The organism is Lachnoclostridium sp. (genome assembly GCF_031997925.1).
Taxonomy (GTDB): Bacteria; Bacillota; Clostridia; order Lachnospirales; family Lachnospiraceae; genus Lachnoclostridium.
Genome location: NZ_DAMADT010000001.1, coordinates 129620 through 143486, shown reverse-complemented (window position 1 = coordinate 143486; position 13867 = coordinate 129620). Strand labels below are relative to the sequence as shown.

Annotated in this window: 14 protein-coding genes; 3 read left to right on the top strand and 11 right to left on the bottom strand. The window is 34.4% G+C overall.

What is annotated here, in order from left to right:
- Positions 1–41 precede the first annotated feature (41 nt).
- The 4 genes from RTP52_RS00645 to RTP52_RS00630 form a co-directional block, all read right to left on the bottom strand.
- A complete protein-coding gene (locus RTP52_RS00645; RefSeq protein WP_312368556.1) occupies positions 42–1166 on the bottom strand; it encodes a cysteine desulfurase family protein in 1125 nt (374 codons plus the stop codon).
- A 345-nt stretch (positions 1167–1511) separates the two neighbouring features.
- Positions 1512–2165: an SdpI family protein gene (locus tag RTP52_RS00640; protein ID WP_312368555.1), complete on the bottom strand. Its 654-nt coding sequence runs from the start codon at positions 2163–2165 to the stop codon at positions 1512–1514.
- 84 nt (positions 2166–2249) lie between these two features.
- Entirely contained in the window at positions 2250–2516 is a 267-nt protein-coding gene (locus tag RTP52_RS00635; protein WP_312107274.1) for an autorepressor SdpR family transcription factor, read from the bottom strand.
- A 98-nt stretch (positions 2517–2614) separates the two neighbouring features.
- Positions 2615–3268, bottom strand: coding sequence for a YkgJ family cysteine cluster protein (locus RTP52_RS00630; RefSeq protein ID WP_312368554.1), 654 nt, complete (start codon positions 3266–3268; stop codon positions 2615–2617).
- 714 nt (positions 3269–3982) lie between these two features.
- Between RTP52_RS00630 and RTP52_RS00625 the strand changes: the two genes are divergently transcribed.
- Positions 3983–4561: a hypothetical protein gene (locus RTP52_RS00625; protein WP_312368553.1), complete on the top strand. Its 579-nt coding sequence runs from the start codon at positions 3983–3985 to the stop codon at positions 4559–4561.
- A 210-nt stretch (positions 4562–4771) separates the two neighbouring features.
- On the opposite strand, the gene RTP52_RS00620 is transcribed toward RTP52_RS00625, so the two are convergent.
- Positions 4772–5530: a Type 1 glutamine amidotransferase-like domain-containing protein gene (locus RTP52_RS00620; RefSeq protein ID WP_312368552.1), complete on the bottom strand. Its 759-nt coding sequence runs from the start codon at positions 5528–5530 to the stop codon at positions 4772–4774.
- 238 nt (positions 5531–5768) lie between these two features.
- Here RTP52_RS00620 and RTP52_RS00615 point away from each other — a divergent pair, with 238 nt between their 5' ends.
- Positions 5769–6242: a cupin domain-containing protein gene (locus RTP52_RS00615; RefSeq protein ID WP_312368551.1), complete on the top strand. Its 474-nt coding sequence runs from the start codon at positions 5769–5771 to the stop codon at positions 6240–6242.
- A gap of 244 nt (positions 6243–6486) precedes the next feature.
- On the opposite strand, the gene RTP52_RS00610 is transcribed toward RTP52_RS00615, so the two are convergent.
- Complete coding sequence (locus RTP52_RS00610; protein ID WP_312103085.1) at positions 6487–6957, bottom strand: JAB domain-containing protein; 471 nt, start codon at positions 6955–6957, stop codon at positions 6487–6489.
- A 210-nt stretch (positions 6958–7167) separates the two neighbouring features.
- Between RTP52_RS00610 and RTP52_RS00605 the strand changes: the two genes are divergently transcribed.
- Positions 7168–7593, top strand: a complete 426-nt coding sequence (locus tag RTP52_RS00605) for a helix-turn-helix domain-containing protein (RefSeq protein ID WP_312368550.1) — start codon at positions 7168–7170, stop codon at positions 7591–7593.
- 297 nt (positions 7594–7890) lie between these two features.
- On the opposite strand, the gene RTP52_RS00600 is transcribed toward RTP52_RS00605, so the two are convergent.
- The 5 genes from RTP52_RS00600 to RTP52_RS00580 form a co-directional block, all read right to left on the bottom strand.
- Complete coding sequence (locus tag RTP52_RS00600; protein WP_312368549.1) at positions 7891–8778, bottom strand: AraC family transcriptional regulator; 888 nt, start codon at positions 8776–8778, stop codon at positions 7891–7893.
- 153 nt (positions 8779–8931) lie between these two features.
- Positions 8932–11289, bottom strand: a complete 2358-nt coding sequence (locus tag RTP52_RS00595) for a transglutaminase domain-containing protein (RefSeq protein WP_312368548.1) — start codon at positions 11287–11289, stop codon at positions 8932–8934.
- A gap of 131 nt (positions 11290–11420) precedes the next feature.
- Positions 11421–11612: a GNAT family N-acetyltransferase gene (locus tag RTP52_RS00590; RefSeq protein ID WP_312103095.1), complete on the bottom strand. Its 192-nt coding sequence runs from the start codon at positions 11610–11612 to the stop codon at positions 11421–11423.
- Positions 11613–11970: 358 nt separating this feature from the next.
- Positions 11971–12246 carry a GNAT family N-acetyltransferase gene (locus RTP52_RS00585; protein ID WP_312368547.1) on the bottom strand — a complete coding sequence of 92 codons (276 nt, stop codon included), beginning with the start codon at positions 12244–12246 and terminating at the stop codon, positions 11971–11973.
- 237 nt (positions 12247–12483) lie between these two features.
- On the bottom strand, positions 12484–13773 hold the full coding sequence (locus RTP52_RS00580; protein ID WP_312103100.1) for an MFS transporter: 1290 nt from the start codon (positions 13771–13773) through the stop codon (positions 12484–12486).
- Positions 13774–13867: the final 94 nt, after the last annotated feature.

Here is a 13867-nt window from a genome sequence, read left to right as displayed (position 1 = left end):
TTAATTTCCTGTATCTATTCAACTTATGGTTATGATAGAAACTAACCCTTCATAGCCTTTTGATAACTTGCCCCAAAGCCTTCAAAAAACTTTTCTACCTCCTCCTCTGTCGTCAAATGACTTAGGCTAATACGGAAAGAAGATAATGCGTTTTTCTTATCTTTCGTTACCGCATAAACTGGTCTCGAAGGTGTCATTGTAGCGGAACAAGCTGATTTAATCGAAATACAGATGCCATATTCCTCAAGAAGCTCCTTCATCGTAATGGCTTTAACACCCTTCACGCTGATGTTCAGGATATGGGGAACCCCGCACTCCGTACTATTGATACGAACATTTGGATAATTACGTAATCTTGATTCAAATTGTTTACGTAATGACACAACTCTGTCAAGCCTTTTTTCGTAATGCTCTAACGAAAGTTTTACTGCCTCAGTTAACGCAACTATATTCGATAACATAGGAGTTCCGCTACGATAAATTGTGGTACTGCTACCACCATGGATTTGCGGTAGCAATACCACCTCTTTTTTCTTCACTAAGACTCCGGTTCCATTTAATCCATAAAATTTATGAGGAGTAAAGGTCTTTAAATCTGCTAAGGATAAGTCTACCTCTATCTTTCCAAAACCTTGGGTTGCATCCGTGTGGAAGAAACAATTCTCATAACCTTCTAGAATTTTTGCGATTTCTTTGATAGGCTGAACCGTTCCTAACTCACTGTCAACCGTACAGATTGATACAAGTACCGTATCTTTACGAAGCAGTTCCTTTAAATGTTCTAAATCCACCTGTCCATTTGGCAAAATGTCCACTAAATCTATCTCATAGCCAAGGCTTTGTAAGAATGTTAAGCTTCCACTTACTGATGGATGTTCTAAGCAGGTAGATATAATGTGTCTACCATTTTCACGGTAGCCATAAGTAATTCCTTTGATTGCGAGGTTATTTGCTTCACTCGCACCTGAAGTTGGGATAATCTGCTCTGGTTCTACCTTTAGTAGAGTTGCTAACTCCTTGCTCGCTTCCGTCAATCGTTCTTTTGCTAATATTCCTAACGGATGTGAAGAATTGGGGTTAGCTATAAATTGTTGTTCTGTTTCCAAATACGCCTTAAGTACTTCTTCAGACGCTGGTGTATTCGCTGCATAATCAAGATATATCATAAAACTCCTATCTGCGTGCTTTAGCACGCATACAAATCAAGATGTTCTTAACTTCTTTGCTATAATTCCTACAGTTTTTCTATGGATTAGATTATAGTTTTTTCATAGAATTGTCAAGTGAAATACATGGATAGGGTAAAAGGAAGTAAAAAAAGAGAGAAACTATTTCAAATAGAAGTTTTTTGCAACCTCAAATAAATAATTCCATCTCTCTTTATTAACTTATCTTATTCAATTATTAACTCTATTTTAGAAGGCTTTTGTGTCTTCTTAAAATCATTCAATTCATAACTTCTAATTTAACATCATGGCAGTAATAAGCACTAACCACACTTTTAACTTATATTATTTTTTATTTATACGTTGATATGCAAAATAAGAATATAGAACCGGAACGATTATAAGAATTGCAACAATAATAATGAAAACTATCCAAATAGCCTTGGTTGGTAAAAATACGGTAAATATCATACCAAACCCTCCAAGAAACCATAACTTCCCTGCAAAACGATGAGTCATAAACCAAACATCCTCATTTGCTAATGTATAACAGGTTTTTATCCCACAAAAGTAATTATGCTTAAATTTTGGCATACTATTGCCAAGTACCAAAAACAATATACCAACGAGAATAGGCATAAGATGATTGATATTCGTTACCTCGATACCCATACTCATTGCAATGATATAGATTTCCAAGAGCATAAACAGTAGGGAGATTAGGAAATGCACCCCGTAATATTGCCTGGAGAATTTGGCATAGGATTGTCTCTTCGGATCAATAACACGAAATAATTCAGCTGAAATAATAAGAATGATAATAACCGCTGGTATTAAAAATATCGTCCATGCTCCTCCATAGCGGTCCACCTCTCCGTTTGTTCCAAAGTGAAGAGGAATCTCTTCGGGTAAAAATGGATATGCAATCACTGCAATAAGCAATGCGATGATAGCAATTATCCATACCTTATAATTTTCCTGGTGAAACAACTTTTTCATTACTAGCCTCCATGCTGCGACTATCTTTTAGGAGCCGCGAATGGCTCAAGTTTGGCGCAGCACAAACTTGTAGATTGAAATCTTTCAATCTTTCTCCTTAAGGCTTGTAAACCATGCCATAATTTCCTCTACAACGGATAAATTGAGTTCATAATATATATACTTTCCCTTCTTTTCATCCGTAACAAGCCCTGCAGCCTTTAGTATTGTTAAATGATGAGAAATCGTAGCTCCTGTCATATCAAAATGCTCTACGATTTCCCCTGCCGTTAATTTCCCACGTTTTAAAATATTAATAATCTCTCTTCTAGTCGGGTCCGAAAGAGCCTTAAAACTCTCTTGAAAACTCAATTTCTCATCTCCTTATATTTAGATATTTATCTAAATTAAGAATACACATAGAAAGTATATGTGTCAAGGATTCAAATCCATCGCATTAATTTTATCTTCTAATAATTCACTAACTCCAATCGCTCCTCAAATTGTAAATAAAAATCTTTGTCTATCTCATAAGGCTTTTGATAAAAGATATTTAGCAAATACAAGTTAATATTTCTTATCCATGTAGAATCCGCAGATTTTTTTATTTGCTCCTGTAAGTCTTTTAAGAAATAATGCCAGTCTATAATAAACTGTTCGTTTCTTTTGGTATCGTTCGTGTCAATCCATTTGCTCACCTTGACTTTGGAACGATTCTTATACTTACATTCATGAATTTGTAGTATGTATTGATACGCATGATTTTCATAATATCTCCCAAGCGGGAATATTCTACAGATTCCCGGGCGACTCGCATGAATACTACATCTTCCCTCCTCATTAAGAAAGGCACAACTTTCAAATTCGCCTACCATCTTTAGATTTGGTAAGATAACCCCATCTACAATATTGAGCTCAATTTTATCATTTAACAATTCCTCAAAGTTTTTCCCGAGATTTGTTGTAAGTCGAAAGATATCATATGGATCTAATATAATAGATTTCCCCATCCCCTTACAACAAGCAGAACATCCTTTACAATCATTACATCCTGCTTTTACCATATCATTTAATCCGTACAACTTTCCATCAGATATTTCACTTAAACTCACTTTTCTATCCATAGTATTCTCTATTCCTGTTCCTATTTTAAGCATATTCAGTTAACATTCACATAAATTCAAATTGAATTCAAGTTTCAACACTTATTTTATGAAGAAACGTGAGTGAAGTCAACAAGGTAAAATTAAAATGAATAACTACATTATTACTCATAAAAAATTTCTGTTTTTATCAATGAATAAAGTTTAGAATCTTAAGCGTAGAAAAGTAAATAATATTCTATATTAAAAGTATTTTAATGAAGGCAATCAAACTAGAACCTAATTTTTTAAACTGTAAGAAAAGTAAGATAGTATCCAATACATTTTTCTTGCATCTCATTTTTTTAAGCAATATAATGGGTTATGTTTATTTTTAGAGCAAATTAGTTCGGAATTTTAATTAAAATGGCGCTAAAAGAAGCTCTCAAGAAGGTAAAGAATACTGAAATTGAAAAACTTCTTAAGGAATATAATGTAATCTAATTAGCATAGTTATTCAAAATGGGTACCCAGAAGCAAATGTGGAGTTCCTTTCAAGTATGTGGTAAAATAATATTAGATTTGAAATGTCGCAATGGACTTTGACCATGGACGAAAATGTTATGTGCAAAAGATATGCTGGAATATGGAAAGAGGTGTGTATTAGTGAAATTGCAGTTAGAAAGTAATGTTATTCGGCATTTGCTAAAAAATATGTATTTTATTAATGGTACAGCGTATGCAGGGAAATCTACAATGGTAAGGCTACTGTCCGAGAAGTATGATGGCATCCAATGTGGTGAAAATTATCACGACGAATTAATGAGCGCAATAGATACTAAGCATCAGCCTAATCTGTCTTATTTTGAAACGATGACAAGTTGGCAAGAATTCATCGGAAGAACGCCAGAGGAATATGATGCTTGGATTGTAGGATGCGCCAGAGAAGCCACTGATTTAGAAATCGCCAAATTGATACAACTTTCAGCGCAGGATAGGAAAGTCTTTGTGGATACTAATATTCCGATTTCAATATTGAAAGAAATCGCAGACTATCATCATATAGCAATCATGCTTAGTCCGCAAAGTTTATCTGTAGAGCGTTTTTTTGACCGCGAGGACGAAGACAAGCAATTTATCTATCAGCAAATTCAGAAAGCGCAATATCCTATAAAAGCGATGGAGAACTACAAAAATTGTTTGGCAAAAGTGAATAGTCTGGAGCACTACAAAGAATATGAGGAGAGTGGGTTCTATACATATATTCGTAACGAGGATAGCACAATATCAAAAGCTATGGCTGAAATAGAGAAGCATTTCCTGCTACAGATATAAATTTTCCGGTTTGTAGGGCAGATTATAAACCAATAAAGCAACGAAAGCGTAGGAGAGCCAGATCCAGCGCCCTTGTCAATGACGAAATGAACGGCTAACTCCGTCATTGACAAAGCCGTCTGCTCCTATTTATGTGTCAATCAAGAGGGTAAAGCAACGAGTACTTTCGCCCCCTCTGTATTATGATGAAAGTCACGATATCCACAATTTCTACGATTTACCCTTATGCAATGTTAATTGTTTGCATTCTCCCTTTTCACATACCTTTGTTATTGTACCATTCTCAATCCAATATACTTCTCCATAAAAGGTTTCATCATGGTCATCGATAAGTACATACGAACCATCAACTAACGCATAAAATGGTTTTGCCTTACTATCTTCAAATGATATGTCTTCTAAAGCACGGAGTCCACCTATTGTTGCCTCTCTTAAATCTTGAAAATGAGGTAGAATTGATATCTTAGTCAAATCTAATCCATCTAGATATCTTTTATAATTCGTGTCTGTCACTTCTTCATCAAGTTCAGGCTGAGCATATACACGACCTGCACTATTCATGGAACCTGCACTGATACCAATAATTATTCCATTAAATTTATGAATAAGCTCTTTAAGATTTATCCTATGAAAAAACTCATTTTGTGTGGGAACATGTCCTCCAGCAAGCAAAAGAACATCATAGTCATAGATTATTTTTGCAAGTTTATCTTCATTTCTTCTATCACAGATATCAATTTTCGAGAGCGAAAATCCACTCATTGAAAATGCTTCTTTAAATATCGTAAGAAAACTGTCATTAATTAAAGTATTATCTGGGCTGGAGCTTATAATAAGGCACTTTGCATTCTCTGCCCAATATTTTTTTAAATTCACTAGAAATTGATTTTCATCAAACAAGGGACATGGAATCCTTATCCCCTTTTCAACATAGCTACCACCGATTAAACTTGTAAGAAATACTTTCATATACCGAACCTCCTGATATTGTTGTCATTGAAAATAGCCTCCAATTATAATGTATTGACTATAATTTAATTAACTTACTTTATAGAAAAATATTCCTAGATTAATTATAGTGAAATCAAATTACTATTTCCATACAAAAATGTAGTTTTAAATATCCTAATTTTTTCTATAACTTCTAAAGAACGAATGATATAATAAGTTATTATAAGGTGCTATTGCACAGAAAGTGAGGTTATCTATGAACGATGAGATTTTGATAATAAATGAAGAGAATCTGATAGGCAAACGTAAAGCAGAACATCAAGAATATGAGTTTGTTAAGTATGAGGTGACACCTAGAAAAGATTTTAACCAATGTTATCTTGCAATCTATGAAATACCTCCTAAAAAAGCAAATTATCCTTATCATTATCATAAGGCAAACACAGAAGCTTTCTATATTCTAAGCGGTCAAGGGATATTAAAGACCTATAAAGGAGATAGAAATATACAACAGGGAGATATTATCGTTTGTCCACCTTGCGAAGCCGGGGCGCATAAGATAATAAATACCTCCACATCGGAGTCTTTAAAATACATTGATTTTGATACTAAAAATTCACCGGATATTATTCATTATCCAGACTCCGATAAAGTAGGCATTATACTGCAAGGTGAGTCGAGTACGTTTTTTAAGAATGCGAATAAAACAAACTATTATGAGGGTGAATAGAACTACATGCACTTATGAATCTGATTTCCAATAAACTACGCATTCAGAGTATTGTTGATTAATTACCATGCTATCACGTAAATTCACTTTGATATTTTTGTAATAGCTCGTGTTCACTTTGGAGGGTTTTGTCATAAATATCATAACTATAATTCCTGGTAATTGTATTAAGGCTAGAATTCCACCTGAATACAATTTCCGGGAATTTTCTTATTAATAAAGAGCAGTGAATCGCTACCTTTCCTTATAGTACTCCCATCTCTTTTAAGGAACAATATTCATTTCCTCCAATAATAATATGATCGAGTAGTTCTACTCCTATCATCTTCCCAGCTTGCGCTATTTTCTCCGTTACCAGCAAATCTTGACTACTTGGTGTAATATCAGAGGAGGGATGATTGTGTATGATAATAATCCCAACGGCACCAGAAAGTAACGCACGTATAAATATTTCTCTTGGCATAATCAAGGAAATATTCACAGTGCCGTGTGATAGTTCAAAGATACCCAGAGGGTTGCATTTCATATCCAGAGATACTAAATATACATATTCCTCTGCCTTCTTATGTAGCTGAAATTGTTCTATCATTAGTTTTTGAACTCCAGATGGCGATTTTAGCTTATTGCTATCCTCACAAATAATACTTTTTTCTATCTTTAATTCATTGTGTCTTGTTTCCTCATTTAGTATGGTATTATAAACATTTATTTTCATCTCTACCACCTAACATAAACCTTCCTTTATAAAATTATCGAAAACTCTTACATTCCTTATACGAAACAGGTAACAATAGAATTAATAATGTATCATTAGCTGATTTTCTTTTTATGCTATTTATTATAGCATATTGTGTAATTTATCGCTATCTAAAATATCCTTTATTCCCTAAAAAGCTACTATAATCTTCCTAAGGACGGTGAATGCATGAACAATAATCTTATTGCGAAACGATTAAAAGAACTTAGAAAGTCTTTTGAATATACTCAGGAATTTGTTGCCTCTTATCTAAATATAGGAAGGCAGGCATATTCTCACTATGAAACCGGAAGGAATACGCCAACAACTGATACACTTTATAAATTATCTTCTCTTTATCATATTCCAGTAAATGATCTACTTAAGCTACTCTCTCCAAACTCACTGGAAACCTACGTGTCTCCTGAAAATAATAACATTGCCTCCAATATGTTATCTGACTTTTTGGACTATTTGGATAATCCGGATAATGAAAAGAAACTAAAAATGCTAAATAGAAAAGAGAAAGAATTATTGTTTTGCTTTGAAAAAATATCTACAAAGGATCAAGATGATATCTTAGAATTTATAAAAATTAAAGCAAGAAAAAAATAGGACGGCATTCTTTAAGTCTGAATACCGTCCTATCTTCTTATAAGTTCCTGATTTTCTTTACTCTCCGATTTATGATATGCCTACCAACATGACGATACAAGAATCTTTTTAAAAAGCATATCATTCATACCATTAATCTATTGAATTCATCGTAATATTTCATAAAATATAGCTTGTTCACCTCTAAAATCCCTAACTCCAAGACAAGACATTCCAATTTTTTTGATAACTGTCATTGATGCAATATTTCGTCATATATTTTTCCAGAACGGCCTCCCAAATAGGTTTACTGGATTGTTATTTCACTTTAACCACCGGAACATAAATATCCATTACCGTATCCTGTCTGTGATGGCAGCGTTCATCGTAATATTCAAAGTCAAGCTTACTTTCGTCATAAACGTATCCGCTATCTTTAAACCATTCTTCGAATATATACTTCCATGTGCTAGCAATAATTTTAGCAAATTCCTTTTGTTCCATATCCTTTGTCGTATCGACCGGAGGAGTAGTGAATACGGCATACTCAGCCTCTGGAACGACTACCGTTAACATATCTTCCTCAACCCTTGAAAAATCTTCAACTATAACACCTAAAAGATAGATTGCTTTTCCGTCCTCCGATACAGGAACACACAAGCCTACTTCTCCATGTTTTTTTGGGTTTAGAATTTTATACATTTTACTCTCTAGATTTTCACCATCATAATTGCTCCAAAAGGACGCAACATCTTTTGTGTACGTATCTCCAGTGATATTGGTCTTTATTCCATAACCAGCTACCTTAAATTCAGGTCTTCTTACAATAACAGGATTCATAATATAACCTCCGATTTCTACTGTTGTTTTTGTTTCTGCATAACCAGCCATCCGTTTCATAAACTGTGTGGGACTATATCCAAAAGCTTTACGAAAAGACCTCGCAAACCCACTTGGAGTCTCAAATCCATACTCAAATGCAATATCAATAACATTTCTACCTTGAAATAATTGTGTCGCTGCCAAAGATAATCTGCGACTCCTGATATATTCCATAACGGTTATTCCCTTAGATAAGCTAAACACTCTGCTAAAATGATATAGGGAATAACCAATTTGACTAGCAACTTCCTCAAGCGTTATATTTTCTTTGATATGCTCTTCGATGTATCTCACACAGGTTTCTATATCTTTTCTATAGTTCAATTACACCTCCACCAAGCCTTTCTTCCGTACGGTGACTTTAGTATAACAGTAACTTCATTAGAAAGCTGTTCCTGTTTTGCTAACTAGACGTCCTTTTCTCTTTATTTAAATAAGCCATCCCTAACCTTCAGCTAGGAATGGCCAATTTTTTATCTACTTTTTGGATTTTGCTGTAACTGTATACAAGTCTTTTTTAGAATCATATTTTAAATCCACACTTACATAAGGATCTTTTAAATATCCAATGGTAGGCTTTATCTTCTTATCAGACATACGAAATGTCAGCTTAAAACCATCTATCCAGTAAAAGTTATTTAATAAATAACCTCTTAACTCGTCCTGGTTTTTGATCTTCATAGAATCGATGTCGGTGTACACCCTATATTCCGGAACACCCATGTATGGTGTATGGGTATTCATGAAAGTAAATCTGTCCTTTAGGAAGTAGGTATATAACACTTTTCCATTCGGACCATCGTCCCAGGTAGTATCCACGAACAACCATTTCCCATTTACAAATACTGCATTCCAAGCATGGTTAAAGGTAAAAGGATCACCAGCTTCGAACGTACATGGAATGGATGCCCTCCTGCACAAATGCATAAATAAGAGAGCGTAGTCACCACAAACACCTCTTCCATTATCAATGGTATAAATAATACTTTGAATTGTGTGCTCATCCTGTAACTTACTATCATAAGTGATATGTTTTACAACAAAGTCATGGATGGCTTTTACTTTTTGCTCCTCTGTCATTCCAGGCTTTATAATCTTAGCAAGGATTTCATCAAGCTTTTTAAATAGCTTTTTATGAATCGCATCCACCTGCATATTCATATCCACTTTATCACTCTTTTTTAATACTTTAGGTTCAATATCGTAGGCTAAACCAGGTCCATAAACACCTTCTTCAAAATCAATATAGGTGCTTCCTTTTTTTATTGTAAATTTAATGCCGTTTTCCGGTGTTAAGACTTCGATTAGAGCACATCCTGTATCAATTTTAGTGTAAGTATTCTTTAACATAAGTTTACCCAATACAGTATCATCAAAATAATCATCCATATAATCCAGAATCTCATCTTTATTTTCAAAAATCAAATGAATTGTGTTTTTTCCAAGGATAATCTTCTCTGGTTCCTTTAAGCTAAAAGGAATTTTATAACCTCTTAGATTATTAAATTTAAACATTTCTCTATCTAAGATTGCATCTTCCTTTATATAACTAGCCTGTGGTTCAAATTTATCTATTTTTAATAGCATACCTCCTGTTATACAAGTGGATACAATTACTTGATCGGCAATTGGGATTTTGGCACAATCTGTTATTCTTAATATATTATTAAATCCCCTTCCCCTGTAAATTGTCCCATTGACCAAATATCTTGCAGCTTCCAGTCTTGTAAGAGGCTGTTTCAAATTATTATCGCCATCAATCATGCCATAAATAAATGCTTGTTTCACATAATCAGGACTATCCTTATCGATTACATTGCCTTCAATTTCTATTTTATCATTAAGTTCTGTGGATTCAAAATATAATCTAGCCAATTCCTCAAGGGTTACCGGCTTATTAAATCCATATGTGAATGTTTGCGGTAATTCTTCGTTAATAATTTGTTTGGTGATGGAATCTTTCGCTTTGCTGGATGGGATATCTTTCGAGTATTCAAAATAATCGAATCTTTTTTCTGCCTCCCTGTCATTACGTGCCCATTCAATTTCAATCTCATAGCCTTCTAAAAGTTTATCAATGGAGGTAGATCCATCATATTGATCTGCAAAATAGTTATTAATGTCAGGGTTATATATTTGATCATGTATTCTATATAACACTCTGGATGCTTCAATTCTTGATAAGGAACTTTCGATAAACAGCTTTTCTACTTCACCAGGAAGTTTATTTAGTATTTCCTTACCGATTTTGTTACCTTTTTGAATGGATTGATTCAAGTACCTTGTTATCTTACCCTTAACTCTTAGGTCAGCCGCATTGACTTGATCTTTTTCTTTGCCCATTCTAGCGAAATTTCCTACGAGACCTTTAAAATTATAAAAGCTATCCTCATATACATCCAAGTATAGACTGACATTTTTTCCTTCAAAATCCCAGGTGTAGGAGCTTCCTTTTGCTAATTGTAGGTAACCTGTCAGGTGATCAGATATTATTTTATACTCCTGTTTCGACAGTCCGCCTAATTCCTCTTCCTTTAACTCGATGACTACCCTAATTTCATTCAGTTTCTTTTGTGCAGCTTCCTTGACCTGCTTATCTGACATCTTCTTTGAAGTTCTTTTGATTCGTTCTTGATTTTTATCTGTGATTATTGCACCCATACTTCTAAGAGGTATTACTTCGTCTTTTTCATATTTCAGAAATTCCTTCTCCAGTTTCTTAAATAAATCATCAAGAGCTTTGTTATTTGAAAAATATGACGCGGCATACGTAGTCGATAAACTGGTCGATAGCATCATAATAAAAGCAATAATAAGCGTTGCTACTTTTTTCATACTTTTTTTATCTCCTATAGGATGTATTTTGGGTAGTATGTACTTTACTAGTTTATTACGGAAGATTGCTTTCTTCCATTGTCGCTATTTTTATAAAAAGAGACTAATTGTCAATTTCTTTAATTCCCATTTCAACATGTTGTAATTCCAAATTCTTTTGCCTCTTTAAAGCCAAACCTCGGATAATAAGACGCATGTCCATAGAATATGACAGAACCGTATCCTAATTTTGCTGCTGTCTTGAGTGAATGCCTCATTAAAGCACTACCTATCCCTTGTTTGTAATCTTTTTCTTCTTCTAGTCTTATCGTAATATTATTCAATCGATATCCTCCTAAGTTCAGAAGGCTACTATAAGGTTAACCTCCTGTTTGTCAATAATAATGATAAATTAATACTTTTCATATGTTAACAACCCACCTTTCGATAATTATTTTTATTTAAATGCAGACTAGACTGCCCATACATATTATCATAAATCCTTGTATTCGTAAAGAAATTGTCATAATATAGTAATCTTTTTCTTGCTAGTTTTTCCTATAAGTAAGATTAAAATAAGCCATCCCTAACACTACAGCTAGGAATGGCTATTTCAATTTATTTTACAATAGAAAATATTGCTACTCTTCTACTACAACCTTGCATACAATAGTTTGATTTCCGCACTTAATTGTACTGCTATTAATATATCAAGTCATGGTACTCATTATTCTTTTCCATTTGTGCTCTTACATAAGAACACTGGGGAATTATCTTTTTGTTTTCCTCCCTTACCCAATCAACAAGTTCTTTCAGCAACAGCTTTCCAATACCCTGACCCTTTAGTTCGTCAGACACATAGGTGTGATCCACTATAATAAGATCTTCACCAGAAAGAACATATGTCATTATTGCCAACGAATTTTCTTCTGAATCTCCTATATAAAAACTCTTAGTTCCTTTTTTAATTTCTAACATTGCAGCACCTCCAACTTATCTTCTTAATTTACCTCATTTTTTATGCTACTTAGTATATCACTCTTACGCTATCATATGCGAAAAAGTTACTTTGTGCAAGTATGCATAAGTAGGATACTATACAAAAAGAAGGTAATAGAATGAATATGATAACGAAGTGAAACATAACTATCCATAAAAAATGCAATGGGTACTACCTTGCTTTTTACGCCCTTTTAGAAGAAACACACTGGGTTATCATTGATTATCAACTTCCCCATGCTCATTAGCGAATTCGGGATCACGGATACGACCAACGATAATGATTGCTACGATAAAGATAGTGAATGTAAACACAAATGGCAAGCGACGGTCAATACTTGATAACCATCCAGCAAAGTAGCCAAATGGTGAGGCAAACGCAATGGTAACGGCCATAATCAAAGCATTAATACGAGCCCGCTCCTTCGGATTAATATTTAGCTGGAGTAAGGCATCTTTACGAGGCACTACAAGGGCACTTGCTACTGCAGAAACAAAGACATAAATGATAATAAATGGCATGCTACCGATTGGAGTCAGTATCAGAAGAATCGAGCAAGCGGCATACAATACCAGACCGATCCACATAGGTATCCGGAATTTCACAGACTCCAAGCGGTGCTGTATTCCAATCATGAAAATCAACATCACAGCCGCATTCAAAATAGGAAAAAAAGCTAGATAGCGCTCTGCTATTCCTAGTCTTTGTGTTACATACAAGCTAAAGAAGTTGGTACTGACAAGATTCGTTATATGTAATATCACAGAGACAATAACCACTTTCATAATCTCTTTATTCTTTAGTACTTTGGGTATTAGATCCTTGTATTCATATAACATCTGTAAAACAGGGGTATCTTTCGTCTCCGTCATACGAATCTTTCCCTGCCGGGTTTCATCACAAAACCGAAAAGTAATAATCACCTTAATCAGCATATTCACAGCGAAAACAATATATAAAACGCGGACAACTGGAACCACGGTGAAGGAATTAATCAACAATCCTGAAATAGGTGCAAAAAAGATTGCAACTAGACCGCCTATGTTTACCCAGGTATATATTCCTAATAAATCCTTGGGCTCTGCATCTTCAATCAATAAACAAAACCATGCCGTCTGGTTAATCTGCTCAAAACTGTTAAATATAACTGCAATTAAAAAGAGCCAAAAGTTACCCGAAATGGCCCATATCAAGCAAGCAACACTCCAGCCAAAGAAATCACCCATCATGGTTGTAAATTTGCGCCCGAACTTATCGGTGATTATACCACCAAAGAAGGAAAAAAACACCTGAACAAACATAGCAACCGACAGAATCAGTCCGATTTGAACGTCCGTTATTCCTTGCGTGTACATATATAGTGTGGCATAAGGTGCGATTAAGTTATGCGGAATACCCCAGAGAGGCTCCATCAAAATTAGCGTTCTTGGATTTCCTTTGTTATGTTTTAATAATTCAATTAGTGGGTGCTTCCGCAGAGCTTTTGTTTTTTGTACTGTTTTCACTGGTTTCTCCATTCTACGACTATTTCTATATTAATGACTGTTAAGTCGGGTTTCTAAGGAGGAGAACGAAGCGACGAGTAGACAACATTGTACT